This is a genomic window from Micromonospora cabrerizensis (assembly GCF_022230955.1).
GTDB classification, from domain to species: Bacteria; Actinomycetota; Actinomycetes; order Mycobacteriales; family Micromonosporaceae; genus Micromonospora; species Micromonospora cabrerizensis.
In genome coordinates this window covers 1-19,037 of sequence record NZ_JAKKFI010000112.1, presented here as the reverse complement: position 1 = coordinate 19,037, position 19,037 = coordinate 1, and the positions used below count along the sequence as shown (strand labels likewise).

21 protein-coding genes and 2 pseudogenes are annotated in these 19,037 nt (G+C 72.9%); 15 read left to right on the top strand and 8 right to left on the bottom strand.

Features of this window, described 5'->3' with window-relative positions; all coding sequences use genetic code 11:
* Positions 1-62: 62 nt before the first annotated feature.
* Complete coding sequence (locus LADH09A_RS28950) at positions 63-665, bottom strand: TetR/AcrR family transcriptional regulator (RefSeq protein WP_238648849.1); 603 nt, start codon at positions 663-665, stop codon at positions 63-65.
* Positions 666-851: 186 nt separating this feature from the next.
* On the opposite strand from LADH09A_RS28950, the gene proS reads away from it, so the two are divergent.
* The 12 genes from proS (at position 852) to LADH09A_RS28890 (ending at position 9,262) form a co-directional block, all read left to right on the top strand.
* A complete protein-coding gene (gene proS, locus LADH09A_RS28945; protein WP_238648848.1) occupies positions 852-2,258 on the top strand; it encodes a proline--tRNA ligase in 1,407 nt (468 codons plus the stop codon).
* 85 nt (positions 2,259-2,343) lie between these two features.
* Entirely contained in the window at positions 2,344-2,991 is a 648-nt protein-coding gene (locus LADH09A_RS28940) for a ribonuclease FAU-1 family protein (protein WP_238648847.1), read from the top strand.
* Positions 2,992-3,220: 229 nt separating this feature from the next.
* On the top strand, positions 3,221-3,724 hold the full coding sequence (gene rpsP / locus LADH09A_RS28935; protein ID WP_238648846.1) for a 30S ribosomal protein S16: 504 nt from the start codon (positions 3,221-3,223) through the stop codon (positions 3,722-3,724).
* Positions 3,699-3,959, top strand: coding sequence for an RNA-binding protein (locus LADH09A_RS28930; protein ID WP_186718042.1), 261 nt, complete (start codon positions 3,699-3,701; stop codon positions 3,957-3,959). Before rpsP ends, LADH09A_RS28930 begins: the two co-directional genes overlap by 26 nt.
* Complete coding sequence (rimM, locus tag LADH09A_RS28925; RefSeq protein ID WP_238648845.1) at positions 3,959-4,567, top strand: ribosome maturation factor RimM; 609 nt, start codon at positions 3,959-3,961, stop codon at positions 4,565-4,567. The genes LADH09A_RS28930 and rimM overlap by 1 nt, the downstream gene beginning before the upstream one ends.
* Before the next feature lie 12 nt (positions 4,568-4,579).
* A complete protein-coding gene (trmD, locus tag LADH09A_RS28920; protein WP_238648844.1) occupies positions 4,580-5,353 on the top strand; it encodes a tRNA (guanosine(37)-N1)-methyltransferase TrmD in 774 nt (257 codons plus the stop codon).
* 142 nt (positions 5,354-5,495) lie between these two features.
* Positions 5,496-5,852, top strand: a complete 357-nt coding sequence (gene rplS, locus LADH09A_RS28915; protein ID WP_238648843.1) for a 50S ribosomal protein L19 — start codon at positions 5,496-5,498, stop codon at positions 5,850-5,852.
* A gap of 181 nt (positions 5,853-6,033) precedes the next feature.
* On the top strand, positions 6,034-6,903 hold the full coding sequence (gene lepB / locus LADH09A_RS28910; protein WP_238648842.1) for a signal peptidase I: 870 nt from the start codon (positions 6,034-6,036) through the stop codon (positions 6,901-6,903).
* Between the two features lie 10 nt (positions 6,904-6,913).
* Positions 6,914-7,549, top strand: a complete 636-nt coding sequence (gene lepB, locus LADH09A_RS28905) for a signal peptidase I (protein WP_238648841.1) — start codon at positions 6,914-6,916, stop codon at positions 7,547-7,549.
* Positions 7,550-7,602: 53 nt separating this feature from the next.
* Positions 7,603-8,136: an NUDIX hydrolase gene (locus tag LADH09A_RS28900; protein WP_308194707.1), complete on the top strand. Its 534-nt coding sequence runs from the start codon at positions 7,603-7,605 to the stop codon at positions 8,134-8,136.
* Positions 8,130-8,942 (top strand): ribonuclease HII, encoded by an 813-nt coding sequence (locus tag LADH09A_RS28895; protein WP_238648840.1) that lies wholly within the window; start codon positions 8,130-8,132, stop codon positions 8,940-8,942. Before LADH09A_RS28900 ends, LADH09A_RS28895 begins: the two co-directional genes overlap by 7 nt.
* Positions 8,939-9,262: a DUF2469 domain-containing protein gene (locus tag LADH09A_RS28890; RefSeq protein ID WP_007075222.1), complete on the top strand. Its 324-nt coding sequence runs from the start codon at positions 8,939-8,941 to the stop codon at positions 9,260-9,262. The genes LADH09A_RS28895 and LADH09A_RS28890 overlap by 4 nt, the downstream gene beginning before the upstream one ends.
* 151 nt (positions 9,263-9,413) lie before the next feature.
* On the opposite strand, the gene LADH09A_RS28885 is transcribed toward LADH09A_RS28890, so the two are convergent.
* The gene (locus tag LADH09A_RS28885) at positions 9,414-10,541 is read right to left on the bottom strand and encodes a sulfite oxidase (protein ID WP_238648839.1); all 1,128 of its coding nucleotides are present in this window, start codon (positions 10,539-10,541) and stop codon (positions 9,414-9,416) included.
* A gap of 149 nt (positions 10,542-10,690) precedes the next feature.
* Here LADH09A_RS28885 and LADH09A_RS28880 point away from each other — a divergent pair, with 149 nt between their 5' ends.
* Positions 10,691-11,137, top strand: coding sequence for a DUF4240 domain-containing protein (locus LADH09A_RS28880; protein ID WP_238648864.1), 447 nt, complete (start codon positions 10,691-10,693; stop codon positions 11,135-11,137).
* A 119-nt stretch (positions 11,138-11,256) separates the two neighbouring features.
* A pseudogene (locus LADH09A_RS28875) lies at positions 11,257-11,844 on the top strand (murein hydrolase activator EnvC family protein); the annotation flags it as partial.
* A gap of 69 nt (positions 11,845-11,913) precedes the next feature.
* Here LADH09A_RS28875 and LADH09A_RS28870 read toward each other — a convergent pair.
* From LADH09A_RS28870 to LADH09A_RS28850, 6 genes and pseudogenes are all read right to left on the bottom strand, one after another.
* Positions 11,914-13,095: an aminotransferase class V-fold PLP-dependent enzyme gene (locus LADH09A_RS28870; RefSeq protein WP_238648838.1), complete on the bottom strand. Its 1,182-nt coding sequence runs from the start codon at positions 13,093-13,095 to the stop codon at positions 11,914-11,916.
* Positions 13,096-13,138: 43 nt separating this feature from the next.
* Complete coding sequence (locus tag LADH09A_RS28865; RefSeq protein ID WP_372492373.1) at positions 13,139-14,011, bottom strand: tyrosine-type recombinase/integrase; 873 nt, start codon at positions 14,009-14,011, stop codon at positions 13,139-13,141.
* A gap of 3 nt (positions 14,012-14,014) precedes the next feature.
* Positions 14,015-14,242 (bottom strand): annotated as a pseudogene (locus LADH09A_RS32160) (site-specific integrase); the annotation flags it as partial.
* A gap of 364 nt (positions 14,243-14,606) precedes the next feature.
* The gene (gene dprA / locus LADH09A_RS28860; RefSeq protein ID WP_238648836.1) at positions 14,607-15,818 is read right to left on the bottom strand and encodes a DNA-processing protein DprA; all 1,212 of its coding nucleotides are present in this window, start codon (positions 15,816-15,818) and stop codon (positions 14,607-14,609) included.
* On the bottom strand, positions 15,815-17,335 hold the full coding sequence (locus LADH09A_RS28855) for a YifB family Mg chelatase-like AAA ATPase (RefSeq protein WP_238648835.1): 1,521 nt from the start codon (positions 17,333-17,335) through the stop codon (positions 15,815-15,817). The genes dprA and LADH09A_RS28855 overlap by 4 nt, the downstream gene beginning before the upstream one ends.
* Before the next feature lie 30 nt (positions 17,336-17,365).
* The gene (locus LADH09A_RS28850) at positions 17,366-17,725 is read right to left on the bottom strand and encodes a YraN family protein (protein ID WP_238648834.1); all 360 of its coding nucleotides are present in this window, start codon (positions 17,723-17,725) and stop codon (positions 17,366-17,368) included.
* A gap of 194 nt (positions 17,726-17,919) precedes the next feature.
* On the opposite strand from LADH09A_RS28850, the gene LADH09A_RS28845 reads away from it, so the two are divergent.
* Positions 17,920-18,993: a hypothetical protein gene (locus LADH09A_RS28845; protein ID WP_238648833.1), complete on the top strand. Its 1,074-nt coding sequence runs from the start codon at positions 17,920-17,922 to the stop codon at positions 18,991-18,993.
* The last annotated feature ends 44 nt before the right edge of the window (positions 18,994-19,037 follow it).

Genomic DNA, 19,037 nt, shown 5'->3' with positions numbered 1-19,037 from the left:
CGCGCGGGGCGCGGTTTGAGGCGAGCGGGGCGCGGGGGGGTCTGCTGCGTGGGGCGGGTGGGTCAGGGGGTCGGGCGGATGGCGGCGCTGAAGAGGCGTACGGCGAGGTCGGCGAGAGCCGTGGCGGTCTGGTCGATCGGCGAGCGGGGGAGCACGATGTGGCTCACCACCAGCCGGACGATCGTGTCGGCGGCGAAGGCCAACGCGGCCTGGTCGGCGCCCGGAAGGTGGTCGCCGGCCCACTCGATGAGCGCCCCGGAGGCCTCGGTGAGGACGACCTCGGCGCGCGTGGTGAGGTATGGAAGCAGCTCCTCCGAGCCGCCCCGGGCACTGCTCAGGATGGCCTTGACCAGCGGGTTGTCGGCTGCTGTGGCGAGGGTGTGCGCGATCGCGGCGTACGCGCCGGCCCGTACGTCGGAACCGTGCGCCAGCAGGTGGGCGCGGACGTCGCCGACGAAGCGGTCCACCTCGCGGCGGGCGAGCGCCTCGGCCAGCCCAGCCTTGCTGCCGAACTCGTTGTAGACGGTCTGCCGGCTCACTCCCGCCGTGGTGGCCACGCCGCCCATCCGGACCGCGTCCCAGCCGGCGGCGATGGTCCGTGCCCGTGCGGCGTCCACGATCGTGTCCCGCAGCCGTTGGCGCGGCGAGTCCGTCGTTGCAGTCATGGTGGTCGAATTCTAGAGCCGCGCGGCCCGCCCGCCCCTCACCGTCCCGCCGGCCGCCGTTGAGCTGTCCAGCGCCGTCACCACCGACGCCGTGAGCGTGCACAACCGCGACCAGAAGCGGGTGCGACACGGCACGGCGGCTCCCGGGCGCGGTGTCGCCCCGCCTGACGCATAGGATGTGCGGTCATGGCACGCGTGCTCACTCCCCGTGCGGAGGATTTCCCCCGCTGGTACCAGGACCTGATCGCCAAGGCGAAGCTGGCCGACAACGGCCCGGTTCGCGGCACCATGGTCATCCGACCGGCCGGCTACGCCATCTGGGAGCGTATGCAGGCCGAGATGGACGCCCGGATCAAGGCGGCGGGTGCGGAGAACGCGTACTTCCCGCTCTTCATCCCGGAGAGCTACCTCAAGCGTGAGGCCCAGCACGTCGAGGGCTTCTCGCCGGAGCTCGCAGTGGTCACGCACGGTGGTGGCAAGCCGCTCGCCGAGCCGGTGGTGGTGCGCCCCACCAGCGAGACGGTCATCGGCGAGTTCATGGCCAAGTGGATCGACTCGTACCGGGACCTGCCGCTGCTGCTCAACCAGTGGGCGAACGTGGTCCGGTGGGAGTTGCGCCCGCGCATCTTCCTGCGTACCAGCGAGTTCCTCTGGCAGGAGGGGCACACCGCGCACGCCACCCGCGAGGACGCCCGGGCGTACGCGCGGAAGATCCTGCACGAGGCGTACGAGGATCTGATGGTCAACGTCATCGGCATCCCGGTGGTGGTGGGCCTGAAGACGACGCGCGAGCGGTTCGCCGGGGCGACGGCCACGTACACCTGCGAAGGCATGATGGGCGACGGCAAGGCGCTGCAGTTGGGCACCAGCCACGAGCTGGGTCAGAACTTCGCCAAGGCGTTCGACATCAGCTACTCCTCCAAGGAGGGCGGCCGGGAGCACGCCTGGACCACCTCCTGGGGCACGTCCACCCGGATGCTGGGTGGCCTGATCATGGCGCACGGCGACGACAACGGTCTGCGCGTGCCGCCGAGGCTGGCCCCGATCCAGGCGTACGTCATGATCGTCAAGGATGGCGAGGGCGTCGCCGAGGCGGCGGCCAAGCTGCGCGACGGCCTGCGTGACGCCGGTGTCCGGGTCGCGCTCGACGACCGGACCGACACCGCGTTCGGCCGCCGGGCCGTCGACGCCGAGCTGCGTGGCTATCCGGTACGCGTCGAGGTCGGCCCCCGGGACCTGGCCGTCGGCAACGCGACGGTGGTGCGTCGCACCGACGGCTCGAAGTCCCCGACGCCGGTGGCCGACGTGGTCGCCGCTGTGCTGGCCGCGCTGGAAACGGACCAGCAGGTGCTGCACGACCAGGCGTTGGCGAACCGCGAGTCCCGCACGGTGGAGGTCGCCACCCTGGCCGAGGCGATCGAGGCAGCCGCGAACGGCTGGGCCCGGGTGCCGTGGTCGGCGGTCGGCGTGGCCGGTGAGGCCGAGGCGAACGGTCAGGGCGTCACGGTGCGCTGCCTGCTGCGCGCCGACGGTTCGGTACCGGACTCCGAGGACGAGCCCGACCTGGTCGCCATCCTCGCCCGCGCCTACTGAGGTGTAGGGACGCACCGTCACGCGCGTGACGGTGTGCCCTTCCTGACGCCTGGGGCAGAGGGAGAACAACCCGAAGGTGGGTGCGGTGCGCTTCGAGCCGGGTCGGCTGATCATGCATCGGAACGTGCGGCACGGTCGGATCGGGTGGGTCCGGCCGGGCCGCGTGGTCAGCGACGACGACCGGGGTCTGCTGGTGTGGATCGCCCGGGACTCCCCGGTGGCCCACGAGGTGACCGAAGCTGGGCTCAACATGCGGGCGATGCCGTTCGCCCAGTGGATCTCGTCGTCGTACCGGATGGCGCACGGGCGCTGGAACGGGCCGCCGCTGCTGAAGTTCCTGCCCACCGGGGCGGCGCACTCCGTCTGGTGGTTCCGCGACGCGCAGGGCCGGTTCACCAACTGGTACGTCAACCTGGAGGAGCCCGGCGTCCGCTGGGACGACGGTCCGGTGGCCGGCGTCGACGTGGTGGACCAGGACCTGGACGTGGTGGTGCGACCGGATCTCAGCTGGGACTGGAAGGACGAGGACGAGTTCGTCGAGCGGCTCGCCTTCGGCGAGGACTACTGGGTGACCGACGAGAAGGCGGTCCGCGCCGAGGGGGAGCGGGTGATCGCGCTCGCCGAGGCCGGGCAGTTCCCGTTCGACGGCACGTGGTGCGACTTCACGCCCCCGCCGAACTGGGATGTACCGGACGAACTTCCGCCGGGATGGGACCGCCCGCCGGTGCGCTGAGAGGTGTCCCGCGTCACCGGTGGCGCGGTGTCCGGGTCCGATGCGTGAGATCGGCATCGCATCTGGCAGAATGGGTCGCTGGTATCCGGCGCGCGTCCGGCGCCCTCTAACCCGGGCACGTCGCCAGTCCACCGAGTAGTCTCCGGCCCAACCCCACGGGTCCGGTCGGCGCTCACCCATGCACACCGCCCGCACGGGCCGGTGAGATCGCAACAGGAGCGAAACAACTGTGGCCGTAAAGATCCGGCTCCTGCGGATGGGCAAGATCCGCAACCCGCAGTACCGCATCGTCATCGCCGACTCGCGCACCAAGCGTGACGGTCGGGCGATTGAGTTCGTCGGGATTTACCAGCCGAAGGAAGACCCTTCGATCATCGAGGTCAAGTCGGAGCGGGTCCAGTACTGGCTGTCCGTCGGCGCTCAGCCGAGCGAGGCGGTGCAGCGGCTGCTGGAGCTGACCGGTGACTGGCAGAAGTACAAGGGCCTGCCGGCCCCGCCGCCGCTCCTGGTCGCCCCCGAGCGGGCCGACCGCAAGGCTGTGTACGAGGCTGAGTCGAAGGCCGCCGCCGGGCTCGCCCCGGAGACGCCGGCCAAGCCGGCCAAGAAGGCCGCCAAGACCGCTGAGGCTCCGGCCGAGGCGCCCAAGGCTGAGGCCCCGAAGGCTGAGGCTCCGGCCGAGGCTCCGAAGGCTGAGGCTCCGGCCGCCGCTGCCGACGCCGGTGAGCAGGCCTGACATGCCTCTGCGTCCGGCGTTGGAGCACCTGGTCAAGGGCATCGTCGACCACCCGGACGACGTCCGGGTGCGACTGGTCGATTCCCGTCGGGGCAAGCGGCTCGAAGTTCGCGTGCACCCCGAGGACCTCGGCACGGTGATCGGGCGGTCCGGCCGGACCGCCAAGGCGCTGCGCCAGGTGATCGGCTCCATCGGCGGGCGCGGGGTACGCGTCGACATCGTCGACTCGTACTGATGCAGCTCGTCGTTGGCAGGATCGGCAAGCCGCACGGCGTCCGCGGTGAGGTCACCGTGGAAGTGCGGACCGACGAGCCCGAAGCACGGTTCGCCCCCGGCACAGTGCTGCGCACTGAGCCGGGGGCGACACCCCCGCCTGCGCGCAACACTGTGCTGGGCACTGAGCCGGGGGCGACGCCCCCGACCACAGCCTCGGAAGGCGAGCCCGGCGTTCCGTTCCGGGTTCCGGCGGAGCTGACCATCGAGGAAGCCCGCTTCCACCAGGGTCGGGTGCTGATCGCGTTCGCTGGAATCCCGGACCGCAACACCGCCGAGGCGCTGCGCGGCACCCTGCTCGTGGTGGACAGCGCCGACGTCACCCCGCCGGACGACCCGGAGGAGTTCCACGACCACCAGCTGGTCGGGTTGGCCGTGGTGACGCCCACGGGCGAGCGGCTGGGTGAGGTTGCCCGGATCGACCACGCACCCTCCTCGGACCTGCTGGTGCTGCGGCGTCCCGAGGGGCGTACCGCGTTGATCCCGTTCGTCCGGGCGATCGTCCCGGAGGTCGACCTGGCTGGTGGACGCGTGATCGTCGACCCGCCAGCCGGCCTGCTCGATCTCTAGGGTCACCCCGTCATGCGCGTCGACGTCGTGTCGATCTTCCCGGAATACTTCGCCCCGCTCGACCTGTCGCTGATCGGGCGGGCGCGGGCCAACGGCGTACTCCAGCTTGCCGTGCACGACCTGCGGACCTGGACCCACGACGTGCACCGCACGGTCGACGACACTCCCTACGGCGGCGGGCCGGGGATGGTGATGCGCCCGGAGCCGTGGGGTGAGGCGCTGGACGCGCTCGCGCCGGCCGAGGCCCCGCCGCCCCGGTTGCTGGTGCCGTCGCCGGCCGGTGCCCCGTTCACCCAGGCCATGGCTCACGAGCTGGCCGCCGAGTCGCATCTGCTCTTCGCCTGCGGCCGGTACGAGGGCATCGACCAACGTGTCCTGGCGCACGCCGCCACCCGGATGCCGGTCACCGAGGTCTCGCTCGGTGACTACGTGCTCTTCGGTGGCGAGGTCGCGGTGCTGGTGATGCTGGAGGCGGTCACCCGGTTGCTGCCAGGGGTGCTGGGCAACGCGGGCTCGCTGGACGAGGAGTCGCACGCGCACGGGCTGCTGGAGGCACCGATCTACACCAAGCCGCCGAGCTGGCGTGGGCACGACGTGCCGGAGGTGCTCCGCTCCGGCGACCACGGCAAGATCGCCCGTTGGCGGCGCGAGGAGGGCCTGCTGCGCACCGCCGCCCGCCGCCCTGACCTGCTGGCCGCGCTGCCCGCCGATCGGCTCGACAAACGGGACATCGCGGCCCTGGACCAGGCCGGATTTCAGCTGCCGGCGGGGGATGTGGCAAAGTAGGGGGGTTGCCGCATCCGTCCGCGCCCGCGGGCGGCTGCGAGGATCCCCGACCGGGGTCGGTCCGCCGACACCACCCGGGAATCAGAATCACCCACCCGCGCACCGAGTGACGGTGCGCCGTGAGCCTTACGAGGACGCAGCGATGAACATCCTGGACGCCCTTGACGCCCAGTCGAAGCGGACCGACCTTCCCGACTTCCGGGCCGGTGACACCGTCAAGGTGCACGCCCGCGTCGTCGAGGGCAACCGGTCCCGTGTCCAGATCTTCCAGGGCGTCGTGATCCGTCGCCAGGGTGACGGTCTGCGCGAGACCTTCTCGGTCCGCAAGATCAGCTTCGGCGTTGGCGTCGAGCGGACCTACCCGATCAACGGCCCGGGCATCGACCGGATCGAGATCGTGACCCGTGGTGCCGTGCGCCGCGCCAAGCTGTACTACCTGCGCGAGCTGCGCGGCAAGAAGGCCAAGATCAAGGAGAAGCGGGAGAAGCAGCCCAGCTGACTTCCCGCTTACCACGCCGCCTGAGCTGCGCGTATGCCGTACCAACCAGACCGCACTACCCTGGTCGTACGGGCGCAGCGAGGCGGCGGCCCCGCCCACGTGGCGGGCAGCCGTCCACTACCGCCCGTGGAGCCTCGACGAGGTTCCCGGGCGGTAGTGCTTCTGTGGACCGGGGAGTGGCGTGGTGCAGACGCTTGACGAGGACGGCACCGTCGATCCGTGGCGCCGGCGGGCTCGCCGTGCCCGCCGCCAGATGCCCCTCTGGCAGGAGCTTCCGCTGCTGCTGGTGGTCGCGTTCTGCCTGGCGGTGCTGATCCGCACCTTCCTGCTCCAGGCGTTCTTCATCCCGTCCAGCTCCATGGAGGACACGCTCCTCGTCGGGGACCGGGTGCTGGTCAACAAGGTCGTCTACGACGTCCGCGACCCGCAACGCGGCGAGGTGGTGGTCTTCCGGGGCACCGACCGCTGGGCACCGCAGGTCGACGAGCAGCCGTCCCCCGGCGTCGCCGGCAAGCTCACCCGCACCGTCGGCGACCTGGTCGGGGTGAGTCGCCCCGGCGAGAAGGACTTCATCAAGCGGGTGATCGGCCTCCCCGGCGACCGCGTCAAGTGTTGCGACAGTCAGGGTCGGGTGACCGTCAACGGCACGCCGCTCAACGAGCCGTACGTGCTGCGGGACTCACCGCTGGACCTGCCGCCCAACCCGGCGGAGTGCCGCTCCCGGCGATTCGACGAGGTCGTCGTACCGCCTGGTCAGATCTTCGTGATGGGTGACCACCGCGAGGTCTCGCAGGATGCGCGCTGCCAGGGCCCGGTGCCGATCGACAACGTGGTCGGCCGGGCCTTCATCGTGGTCTGGCCCTCGTCGCGGTGGAATTCGCTGTCGGTGCCGTCGACGTTCGACGACGTCTCCGGGCCGGTGACGGCGTCCCCCGGCGCACCCCCGGTGCGACCGACCCCGCAGGGCGGTGTGCTGCTGATACTCCCGTTGGTAGCCGCACTGCGTGGTTCCCGCGCGTTCCGGTCGGTGGCGTCCAGTTCGGCAACGTAGGCTCCTTGGCGTGATTGACGAGCAGACCGACAAGCCGCGCAGCTCCTTCTGGAAGGAGCTGCCGATCCTGCTGGGTGTGGCGATCCTGGTCGCGGTGCTGGTCCGCGCCTTCGTGCTGCAGACCTTCTTCATCCCGTCCCCGTCCATGGAGAACACTCTCAAGATCGATGACCGGGTGCTGGTCAACAAGCTGGTCTACGACTTCCGATCGCCGCACCGGGGCGAGGTGATCGTGTTCAAGGCTCCGACCACGTGGAGCGGCAACCCCGAGGGTGAGGACTTCATCAAGCGGGTGATCGGCGTCCCCGGTGACCACGTGGTCTGCTGCGACCCCCAGGAACGGCTGATGATCAACGGCAAGTCGTTGGACGAGCCGTACATCTTCTCGTTGGACGGGATCCGCGACAAGCCCGCCGACCAGGAGTTCGACATCACCGTGCCGAAGGGCCGACTGTGGGTGATGGGCGACCACCGCTCGGCTTCCGGCGACTCCCTGGAGCACTGGCAGCAGTCCGGGCAGAACATCACCGAGGCCACGATCCCCGAGGACGACGTGGTCGGTCGGGCGTTCACCGTCTTCTGGCCGGTCAGTCGGGCCACCTGGCTGACCGTGCCCGATCAGTTCGACGGCATTCCCAAGCCGTAGGCCGCCGGGGCGTGGGCGATCCGCCGCCGGTCTGGCAGGCTGGGGCGGTGACCGTGAGCGCGAGGAGTGAGCCTGCGAGCCCCGCAGCCGCGAGCAGTGGCGACCCTGCCTACACCCCTCGACGCGCCGCCCGCGTGCTGCTCGTCGACGCGGCCGGCCGGGTCCTGCTGTTCGAGGGCTTCGACCCGGCCCGACCAGGGCACCGCTACTGGTTCACCCCCGGCGGTGGGCTCGACCCGGCGGAGTCCCCGGCAGCCGGCGCGGCCCGGGAGCTGGCCGAGGAGACCGGGTTGCGGCTCGACCCGGCCGAGTTGGGCGAGCCGGTCTGGAGCGACACGACCGAGTTCACCTTCGACGGCACCTGGTACCGCCAGGAGCAGGACTTCTTCCTTCTCCGGGTGCCGTCCTGGCAGGTGGACACCACAGGCTTCAACGCCATCGAGCAGCGCAGCATCGCCGACCACCGGTGGTGGCCTCCCGCCGAGTTGGCGGCCAGCGGTGAGCGGTTCTATCCCCCCGAGCTGCCCGCCCTGCTGACCCGACTCGGGCAGTCGGCCGGCGCGGGTCAGGGCGAGGCGTCGTGCTGACCCCGCCGCGCACCGTCGTGCGCCGCGAGGCCGGCCTGTACGCCCTGGAGCGGGCGCTGCAACGGCGTGGCTTCCGGCACGTCGCCGGCGCGGACGAGGCGGGTCGGGGCGCGTGCGCCGGTCCGCTGGTCGCCGCCGCGGCGGTGCTGCCCGAGGGGCGGCGCGGCGAGATCGAGGGGCTGGCCGACTCGAAGCTGCTTACCCCGGCCAGCCGGGAACGGGTGTACGCGGAGGTGGTGGACCGGGCACTCGCGTACGCCGTGGTGGTCATCCCCGCCGACGAGGTCGACGCCCGGGGGCTGCACGTGTGCAACGTGGCGGCGATGCGTCGGGCGCTCGCCTCGCTCACCACCCGCCCGGAGTACGTGCTGACCGACGGCTTCGGCGTGGACGGCCTGGGCGTGCCCGGCCTGGCGGTGTGGAAGGGCGACCGGGTCGCCGCGTGTGTGGCGGCGGCCAGCGTGCTCGCCAAGGTCACCCGGGACCGGATCATGGTGGAGCTGGACGGGGTGTTCCCGGCGTACGGCTTCGCCGAGCACAAGGGCTACATCACCCCGGAGCACTCCGCGGCGCTGCGGGAGCACGGGCCGTGCCGGGAACACCGGTTCTCGTACGTCAATGTCGCCGCGGTCTCCGGCCGCGACGGCCGGCCGCCGCGCGCCCGACGACCCGGCGGCCACGCGCTGGAAGAGCCGATGGAGCGCTCGTGGGCGTCAGGGGGTACCGTCGGCGTGGCGTTGGGCGAGCAGCCTCGGCCTCCGGCGCCGGTGGGGGAAGATGTGGCCATGGAAGGCGGAGTGCGATGAGCGCGGAAGATCTCGAGAAGTACGAGACCGAGATGGAGCTGCAGCTCTACCGGGAGTACCGCGACATTGTCCGCCAGTTCTCGTACGTGGTGGAGACGGAACGCCGGTTCTACCTGGCCAACCAGGTCGACCTGCACGTGCGCAACTCCGACGGCGAGGTCTACTTCGAGGTCGAGATGCACGACGCCTGGGTGTGGGACATGTACCGTCCGGCCCGCTTCGTGAAGAACGTCCGAGTGATGACCTTCAAGGACGTCAACGTCGAGGAGCTGGAAAAGCCCGACATCTCGCTGCCCGCCGACTCCGGCTTCGGCGGCTGACCAACCCCGCGCCGGCCGACCACACCACGGGCCCCCACCCGCGGTGTGACCCGCGCCGCCGATCACTCGGCCGGCGCCTTCACTCGGCCGGCGCCTTCACTCGGCCGGCGCCTTCACTCGGCCGGCGCCTCGTCACTCGGCCGGCGCCTCGTCACTCGGCCGGCACCAGGACCTCGACCCGCTGCACCAGGTTGTTGGCGAAACCGCCACGGTTCCACGGCTGCTCGACCGGCTGGGTGCGCCCGGACGCGTCGGTCGCCCGGGCACCCAGCACGTGCCGGCCCGGTGTGGCGGACCACTCGTAGCGCCACCGCCGCCAGGCGAAGTCGCCGCCGTCGGCCGAGTCCAGTTCGGCTGCCGCCCAGCTCTGTCCACCGTCGGTGGTGACCTCCACGGACACCACCGGCGCGTGCCCCGACCACGCCCGACCGTCCACCGTGCACGGTCCGGGTCGCAGCACCCGGCGGCGGGACATGAAGTCGGGGAAGCCGGGCGGGCGGACCAGCGCGCGGGGCTCGATCCGGGTGACCGGAACGCCGGGGTCGTCGGCGTCGGTGCGCACCCGGTACGCGACGGCGTTCTGGTAGCCCTCGAACGGCTCGGTGCGGATCTCGACCGACTGGAGCCACTTCACGTGCGCCATGCCGTACCAGCCCGGCACGATCAGCCGTAGCGGGGCGCCGTGCTGCGGCAGCAGGGGAGCGCCGTTCATCTCGTACGCCAGCAGCACCTCCTCGCGCAGCGCGTCGGCGACCGGAAGGGCCCGCTGGTAGTCCTGCTCGATCCCGCGCTCGACACCGTGATCGGCGCCGGTGAAGACCACGTCCACCGCGTCCGGCCCGAGGCCCGCCTCCCGCAGCAGCGGAGCGAGCGGGGTGCCGGTCCACTCGGCGTTGCCGACCGCCTCGACCAGCCAGGGCTGGCTGACCGGCCGGGGGTGCAGCAGGGCGCGCCCGTTGCCGGCGCACTCCAGGGTCACCTGCCGGGTGACCCGTGGCCGCTCGCGCAGGTCGGCGAGGGTGACCGTCAGCGGCCGGTCCACCGCGCCGCCGATGGTCAGCGCGTGCGCCGCTGGGTCGACGTCCGGGATGTCGTAGTGGATCAGCAGGTAGTGCAGCCCGGCCGGGGTGACGTCGTAGCGCAGCGCCTCCAACGGGATGCCGTGGTTGCGGGCGGCCAGCTGCAACTCCTCGGCGCTGATCGCCTCGTCCGGCTCCGCGAGGCGGGACGGGCCGCTCACGTCGGCCACCGTCGGCGTCCGGTCATCGACAGTGGTCATGCCTGGGCCTCCCCGGTCCAAACGGCGGCACCCGCCGTACGCGGCCCAGCCTAGGCCCTGGGTGGCAGCCCGAAAACGGCCCCGGAGGTACGGCGGCGTGTGGTCAGCGGGCAGGCACCGGTTCGTTCGAGCGATCATTGAGGGTTGTGATGCTTGCGGATGAGGAATTCTGGCGGCTCGTCGCGGTGCTGGGTGGTCGGCCCGAGGCGCGGGACGACCGGCCGTACGAGCGGTTGACCGCCATGTTGGCGGAAGAGTCGGTGGAGCGGATCACCGGCTTCGCCGAGACGCTCGCGTTCAGGCTCCACCAACTGGACCGTCGGGTGCTCGCTCAGGCTGCCTCTCCCGGCGCCGACGGACTGTCCGATGACGGTTTCCTGTACGCGCGTTGCGCGGTGGTGGTGGCGGGACCGGCGGCGTTCGATGCCGTGCTGGCCGATCCGGCGGCGTTTCAGCGCTTCACCACCGAGGAGGCCGCCCACGCGGAGTCGATTCTCGACGTCCCCTCCAACGCCTACGAGAGGGCGACCGGGAAGGAGTGGGACCACGTCGAGGAGTACGACTACGAGACCGGGGCCAACGAGCAGTGGTGGTGACCTGACGGGCCGTAGCAGATCATCGGCATCTCCGGGTGGTCGTCCACAGGTCCGTTCGTTGTCCACAGCCGCGTCGGCCGGGCTGGCGGACGACCCGGCCTGGGCCGGAGGCTTCCGACATGCGACCGCCACCCGTCCGTTCGACCCGCCGTGCGTTGCTGCTCCGCGCCGCGATCCCGCTTGCGCTGACCGTGCAGCTCGGCGGGCTGGCGGTGCTTGTCGCGGCGGGGCCCCGCCAACCACCGACGCCGGTCGTGCCGGTCGCGGCGGCCCTGGCGTCCGCCCCGGAACCCGCCGGACGGTTCCGCTGGCCGGTCGACGGGCCGCCTCGTCCGGTACGCCGATTCGACCCGCCGCCCCGACCGTGGCTGCCCGGTCACCGGGGCGTCGACCTTGCCGCGCCGCCCGGTGCGGTGATCCGCACCGCCGGTCCGGGCACCGTGCTCTTCGCCGGTCCGGTGGCCGGGCGACCGGTGATCACCGTGGGCCACGCCGACGGGCTGCGGACCACCCACGAGCCGGTCCGACCCGCCGTTCGTCCCGGTCAGCAGGTCACCGCCGGCACGCCGCTGGGCGAGCTGCTGCCCGGTCACCCGGGTTGCCCGGCCGCGGCGTGCCTGCACTGGGGCCTGCGCCGGGGCACGGACTATCTGGACCCACTGGCACTGCTCGGCCTCGGCCCGGTGCGACTGCTGCCGGTCGACGGGTCCGGCGCCCCGCTGCCGATCCGTGGGGCCGGCCCTTCGCTGCCGTCCATGGGGCTGGCCTCCGCAGGGTCAGCGCTGGGCGAGCAGCGCCGGCAGCCGAACGGCCAGCCGCTCGTACTCGTCGGCGGTGTTGTAGACCTGACCGGTGAGCCGCAGCCAGCCCCGGCCGTTCCAGCTCATCACCGCCACCTCGGTGGCGAGCCGTTCGCCGATCCGCGCCTGCAGCGCCCGCGCCGCGTCGATGGTGGCGGCCACGCCGGCCGGCAACGGAATGAGGCGCAGAGACACCCCCGGCCCGCCGGGGTCGGGCAGGTGGGCGGGAGGCACCCCCAGCGCGTCCCCGACCACCCGCTGGCCGTACGCGGCGAGCGCGGCGTTGTGCGCCCGCACCCGGTCGACACCGAGACTGCGCAGCGTGAACAGTCCCGCCGGGGCGGCCAGCCAGGACGTGTAGTCGAGGGTCGCCTGCCACTCGACCCGGGCCGGAAAACCGGACTCCTGCTCCCAGGAGACCACCAGCGGCTCGATCCGGTCCCGCCACTGCGGTGCCACCGCCAACAGGGCGGTCCCGCGCGGGGCGTACGCCCACTTGTGCAGGTTGCCCACCCAGAAGTCGGCGCCGATGCTGGCCACCGTCGTGGCCAGCATCCCCGGGGCGTGCGCGGCGTCGACCAGGACCGGTATGCCGTGTTCGCGGGCCACCCCGACGATGGCGGCGGTGGGGAAGAGCTTGGCCGTGGCCGAGGTGAGCTGGTCGACGACGAGCACCCGGGTCCGCCCGGGGCGCAGGCCGGCACGGACGGTCTGCACGAGCTGCTCGTCGCTCGCGGCCAGGGGGATCGGCAACACCCGGCTGACCGCTCCGGTGCGGCGGCACTCGCGCTGGATGGCCAGGCTCACCGCCCCGTACCCATGGTCGGTGCTCAGCACCTCGTCGCCGGGTTGCAGGCCCAACGACTGAAGGACCACGGCGACGCCGGTCGTGGTGTTGCCCACCAGGGCGCTGCCGTCGGGGTCGGCACCCAGGAACCCGGCGAGGTGCCGGCGGGTGTGCGCGATCCGGTCGACCAGGCCCTGGGTGAAGAAGCGCAGCGGGTTGGCCTCCATCTCGTCACGCAGCCGCTGCTGGGCTCGCTGCACCCCGATCGGGACCGCGCCGAACGAGCCGTGGTTGAGGTGGCTGACCGCCGGGTCCAGGGAGAAGAGCAGGCGGGCGCCCGGAATCGGTTCGGGGGGCTGCGGGACGCTCACCTGATGATCGTAACCGCCGGGGCCCTCGCCCTCCGGCCCTTGATCAGGCGCGCGGGTGGGCCTGACGGTAGGCGGCACGCAGCCGCTCCACCGAGACGTGCGTGTAGATCTGCGTGCTGGCCAACGACGCGTGACCGAGCAGCTCCTGCACGGCCCGCAGATCCGCCCCGCCCTCCAGGAGGTGGGTGGCCGCCGAGTGACGCAGACCGTGCGGGCTCGTCCGGGGCAGGCCAACGGCCTCGGCGTACGCCCCGACGATCTGACGCGCCGTGGTCGGGTTGAGCCGGCCACCCCGGGCACCCAACAGCAGCGCGTCCCCGGAACGGGCACCCACCAACGCCGGACGGCCCCGCCGCAGCCAGTCGTCCAACGCCCGCTGCGCGGGCACCCCGTACGGCACCGCGCGTTCCCGTCCGCCCTTGCCGAACACCCGGATCACCCGCCGGCCGTGGTCGACGTCCCCGACGTCCAACCCGCACGCCTCGCTGACCCGTACGCCGGTGGCGTAGAGCAGCTCCAACAGCACCCGGTCACGCAACGGCACCGCCTCGGCCTCGGTCGTCTGCGCCGCGCCCGGTGTCGGCTCGGAGGGTGCGTGCGCGCCCTCGACCCCGCCGATCGCCGCAGCGACGGTGGGAGCAGAACCCGCGGGCGCCGGCCGCACCGGCGAGTCGGCGAGGGCTGGGCCCGCCGGCGGTGCCTGCCGGGTCGGTACGTCGGTGGGGGCTGGGCCCGCCGGCGGTGCCTGCCGGGTCGGTGCCTCGACCAGGGCGGCGGCCTGGTCGGCGCGGAGAACGCTGGGCAGCTCCCGGTGTGCACGCGGGCTGGCGAGCGCCGCACCGATGTCGGCGGAGAGCAGCCCGGCCCGATGCGCCCAGGCGCTGAACGCCCGTGCCGACGCGGCTCGTCGGGCCAGTGAGGTGCGGGCCGCACCGGTGGTGCGTTGCTTCGCCAGCCAGCTGCGCAGCACCGACAGGTCCAGCTCGGCCAGGTCGACGCAGCCCATCCGTACGGCGTGGTCGAGCAGCGAGACGAGATCGGTGACGTACGCGCGGACGGTGTGCGCCGACCGGTTACGCACCCGGGACAGGTGCTCGGCGAAGTCGTCGACGGCGTCGCGCAGCTCGGGCGGTAGTGCCTGGTGCATGGCCCGGGTGCCCCGGTCAGGCCGGCTCATCGTGGCCGCGCGGGTCTGCGGACGCCGCGCGAACGACGCGGCACCGAACTCCCACCGCCGACCGGTCCACCGGCCCGGGCACCCTCACTGGCAGCTGGCACGGCACCCAGCCTACGGCCGAGCGACGAGGGTCAACGGCCGCCACGGTGCCGGTGTTCGTCGGACGTCGACTATCGCCGGTTGGCCCTCCTGATCAGCACCACCACCAGGCCGGCGATGAACACGGCGGACGTGACGAGACAGCACAGCACGGTGATGTGCCACGGCTTGATTCCACCCATGACCGGGCACCGTACCGGTGGGAGCGGCAGCTCGGTGCCCCGTGCCGGCGCCCTCACGTCGACCCGGACGTCGTCGCCGTCGTCGTGCGCATCGGTCGGGAGGGCGGGATGAGGGCGTAGCCGCCGTCGCGACGCACCACCATGGACAACTCCTCCAGCAGCGACAGCTTGCGCAACGCCGTCCGTACGTCGACACCCGCGCGGGCGGCGAGGCGGTCCACGCCCATCGCGCCTCGGCGGGGCAGCGCCTCCAGCAGGGACCGGGCGTCGTCGTCCAACGCGTCGGCGGGCCGTTGCGGGCCACGCGCCAACGGGGCCAGGTCCGCGCCGATCCGGCCCACCTCCTCGAGGACGTGCGCCAAACCGGTGACCAGCCGGGCCTTGGGGAACTCGCGGAGGAACTCGTGCGCGCCGACGGACATCGCCGAGGTCACCGGCCCAGGCACCACCATGGCCACCCGATTGGTGTGGATGGCGCGCCGCGCGGTCTGCGTCGCCCCACTGCGAGCCGAAGCCTCCACCACGACGGTGCCCCGGGTGCCTGCGGCGATCACCCGGTTGCGGATCAGGAACCGGGGCCGCAGCGGTTCGGCACCGGGCGGCCACTCGCTGACCAGCAAACCGGTGTCGGCGATCCGGTCGAAGAGAGCGGCGTTGCCCATGGGGTACGGCCTGTCCAGCCCGCAGGCGAGCACCGCGACGGTCAGCCCGCCCGCGTTGAGGGCGCCCCGGTGGGCGGCGGCGTCGATGCCGAACGCGCCACCGGACACGACCGTCCAGTCCCGCTCGGCGAGCCCGTAACCCAGCTCGGTCGCGACGTGCTGCCCGTAGCCGGTGGCCGCCCGCGCCCCGACCACCGCCACCGAACGGTCCAGGGCCTCGCCCAGCGGCCAGCTTCCGCGGACCCAGAAGCAGAGCGGTGGGGCCGTCTCCACGTCCACCCGGCGGGTGACGTCCGGCAGGCGCAGGTTGGCCAGGACAGCCACCTGGGCCGGCCACTCCTCGTCGTCCGGCGTGACCAGACGGGCCCCGAGCCGGTCCGCGCGTTCCAGCGCCTCGGCCGCCACCGCCCGCGCGTCGCCGGCTGCCGTCCGAGCGGCCACCGTGCTGTGCAGCCAGCTGTCCGGGCTACCGCCGTCGAGTAGCAGGTCCAGGGCCGCCACCGGGCCGTGCCGTTCGACCAGGCGGTGCACCGCGCGGGTGCCCGGCTCGGCCAGCCAGGTCAGGGCGACCCGGGCGAGTCGCTGTGCGTCGTCGTCGCTCACGTCGCTTCTCCCGTCCGGAGTTGGATCGCTTCCCGCACGTCGTCCAGGTCCGGCCGATCCCGGCCGTCCAGATCAGCGATGGTCCAGGCCATCCGAATGACCCGGTCGAAGCCGCGCGCCGACAGCGAGCCGGAGTCGAGCCGGCCGCGCAGCTCTGCGGTGACCCGGGCGGGCAGCCGCCACGGCGGTCGGCGCAGGTGCGGACCGTCCACTTCGGCGTTCACCCGGCGGCCGAGACCGGCCCAGCGGGTGGCCGCCGCCTGCCGGGCCGCCGCCACCCGGGTGGCGACGGTCGCCGACGGCTCGGTGTCGCCGTCGGGTGCCAGTAACTCCGCCGCCCGCACCGGCATCAGCCGGACCTGTACGTCGATCCGGTCGAGCAACGGCCCGGAGAGCCGGCCCAGGTAGCGGCGGCGGACCAGCGCCGTGCACTCGCAGTGCGCGTCGCCGGACGGCTTCGCGCAGGGGCACGGGTTGGCGGCAAGCACCAGCTGGGTCCGGGCCGGGTACTCGGTGCCGCCCCCGCTGCGACTCAGCTGGATGCGACCGTTCTCCAGTGGTTGACGCAGGGCCTCCAACGCGCCCTTGCTGAACTCGGGGGCCTCGTCCAGGAACAGCACCCCGCGGTGCGCCAACGACACCGCGCCCGGCCGGGCCAGCCCCGAGCCTCCACCGACCAGCGACGGCACACTCGCGGTGTGGTGCGGCGCCTGGAACGGCGGGCGACGCAGCAACCGGCCGCCCGGCGGCAGCAGCCCGGCAATCGAGTGCAGCGCCGTGACCTCGAGCGCCGCGTCGTCGTCCAGCTCGGGCAGGATCGACGGCAGTCGTTCGGCCAGCATCGTCTTGCCGGCACCCGGAGGGCCGAGCAGGGCCACATGGTGCCCGCCGGCGGCGGCGACCTCCAACGCGCGCCGGCCCAACTGCTGCCCCGCGACATCGGCGAGATCCGGTCCGTCGGCCGGTGGTGCCGGGACGGCCGTCGGAGGCTCGATCAGCGGAGTGCCGTCGCGGACGAAGGCGACCAGTCGGTGCAGGTTGTCCACCGCGCGCACGCGTACCCCCGGGATGACCGCAGCCTCCGCGGCGTTGCCGGCCGGCACGATCACCCGCCCGACGCCGGCCCGGGCCGCGGCGGCGACCATCGGGAGCACGCCGCGCACCGGTCGGACCGTCCCGTCGAGCCCCAACTCGCCGAGGACCACGACCCCCTCCAGGGGTAGCAGCGGCAGTTCACCCGAGCCGCCCAGGAGCGCCGCCGCAATGGCGAGATCGAAGGCCGAGCCGAACTTCGGCAGCGTGGCGGGCAGCAGGTTGAGGGTGATCCGCCGGTTGGGCCATCGTTGGCCGGAGTTGACCACGGCGGCGCGGACGCGGTCGCGGGCCTCGTGCAGGGCGGTGTCCGGTAGCCCGGAGATCACCACCGCCGGTAGGCCGGCGGCCAGGTCGGCCTCCACCTCGACCAGGTGACCGGTCACCCCGACCAGACCCACACAGAGCACCTTGGCGTAGCTCATGACACCGTCACCGATCCTTCGAAGCGCATCTCAGAACGCGCCCTTGAGGTGGTCGACCTGCGCCGGCCCGGCGTCGGGCAGCCGCACCGACACCACGTCGAAGCGCACCTCCTCGGCGGTCGTGCCCGTCTCGGTCAGCCAACGGGCGGCGAGCCCTCGCAGCCGGCGGGCCTTGGCCGGCACGACCGCCTCGGCCGGGGTGCCGAAGTCGTCGCCCCGGCGGGTCTTCACCTCGCAGAAGGCGAGCACCGGCCCGTCCCACGCGATGATGTCGATCTCGCCGGCCGTGCAGCGCCAGTTGCGGGCGATCGGGCGCAGCCCTGCCTCGGTCAGGTGCCGGGCGGCGCACCGCTCGCCGTACGCGCCGACCGCCTGGTTCCGCTTCGTCATGGCCGGCACGGTGCCCTTCGGAGGGCGTGTGCCGCGACCCCGCCGAGGGCCCGGCTGTGGACGACGGGTGTCCTGTGGAAAACCCGACGATCACGCCGTCATGTGCTACGGCAACCTGGCTCAACGGCGGGTGTCGGGCGTTGCCGAGCCGAGCCAGATGGCGAGCGGGCAGCCGGTCGCATACGGTGCCTGACGTGGACGGACGACGGAGCTTTCCGGAAGATCAGGAGTCGCGCTGGTACCCCGATGAGCGGGGTCGCGGTTACGGCGAGTCGGAGTGGCGGGGCACGGGCGAATCGCGGTACCGGGACACCGAGATTCCCGAGCAGCGCGGCCCCGACGAGGGGCGCTCCGTCGAGGACACCGGCGTCGGCCGTCGCCGGGAGCCGGACTCCGGCCGCTTCGGCGCCGTGGATTCGGCGGGTCGATTCGGTACGCCCGAGTCGGACTCGGGTCGGCTGAGCGCGGTGGACGCGGGCCGCTTCGGAGCGCCCGAGCCGGACTCGGGACGCTTCGGTGCCGTGGATGCCCAGTCCGCTCGGTTCGGCGCGAAGGAGCCCGAATCGGGACGATTCGGCGTGGTCGACCCGCTCGGTGACGCTCGACCGGAGGCGGACGGTTATCGGGCGACCCGCTCACGCAGGGCTGACCGGGACCCGTCGGAGATCTCCGGCGAGTTGCCCGGTCGACGGGCCGCCCGGGAGTCGAGCGGGCTTGCATCCCCGCTGACCAGCGGCCTGCCGGAGGCCACCCGGGAGGCCTCGCCGGCGTCCGACACGCCCGCTGCTGTGCTCGCCGACCCGGCGCGTCCCGCCCCGCTGGGTGGCTACCCGATCGTCGAGCCGAGTCGGGGCGGCGACACCCCACACCCGCTGGAGATGCCGACCGGCCCGATGCCGGGGATCGGCCCCCGCCCGGACCTGCCCGCGGCGACGGAGCCGACGGCGTACCCCCCGGTGGCTGACGGCGTCTACCGGACCCGCCGGCCGGTGCTGGCCGTACTCTTCGCGCTGCTGGTGTTGATCTTCGAAGTTCCCGCGCTGCGGGTGCTGCTGGCGGGCGTGACCGGCGACCCGGTGGACGCCGGGAACGTGGTGGTGGGTATCGCCCTGGTCGCCGGGCTGCCGATCTTCGCGACCGGGCTCTACGGGCTCCGGACCGGCGGTCTGGCGCTCGCCGACGGTGGTCGGGGGTGGCTCCGACCACCCACGGCCTACCTGACCGTCGGCCTCGTGCTGTTCCTCGCCGCCGCGCTCGCGGTCGGCTGACCCGCCGCGCGGCCTGATCCGCCGCGGCCTGACCCGCCGCGCGG

Coding starts and splice junctions, on each gene's coding strand:
- LADH09A_RS28950 (WP_238648849.1), bottom strand. CDS start 665: ATGACTGCAACGACGGACTCGCCGCGCCAACGGCTGCGGGACACGATC.
- proS (WP_238648848.1), top strand. CDS start 852: ATGGCACGCGTGCTCACTCCCCGTGCGGAGGATTTCCCCCGCTGGTAC.
- rimM (WP_238648845.1), top strand. CDS start 3,959: ATGCAGCTCGTCGTTGGCAGGATCGGCAAGCCGCACGGCGTCCGCGGT.
- trmD (WP_238648844.1), top strand. CDS start 4,580: ATGCGCGTCGACGTCGTGTCGATCTTCCCGGAATACTTCGCCCCGCTC.
- rplS (WP_238648843.1), top strand. CDS start 5,496: ATGAACATCCTGGACGCCCTTGACGCCCAGTCGAAGCGGACCGACCTT.
- LADH09A_RS28890 (WP_007075222.1), top strand. CDS start 8,939: ATGAGCGCGGAAGATCTCGAGAAGTACGAGACCGAGATGGAGCTGCAG.
- LADH09A_RS28885 (WP_238648839.1), bottom strand. CDS start 10,541: ATGACCACTGTCGATGACCGGACGCCGACGGTGGCCGACGTGAGCGGC.
- LADH09A_RS28880 (WP_238648864.1), top strand. CDS start 10,691: ATGCTTGCGGATGAGGAATTCTGGCGGCTCGTCGCGGTGCTGGGTGGT.
- LADH09A_RS28855 (WP_238648835.1), bottom strand. CDS start 17,335: ATGAGCTACGCCAAGGTGCTCTGTGTGGGTCTGGTCGGGGTGACCGGT.
- LADH09A_RS28850 (WP_238648834.1), bottom strand. CDS start 17,725: ATGACGAAGCGGAACCAGGCGGTCGGCGCGTACGGCGAGCGGTGCGCC.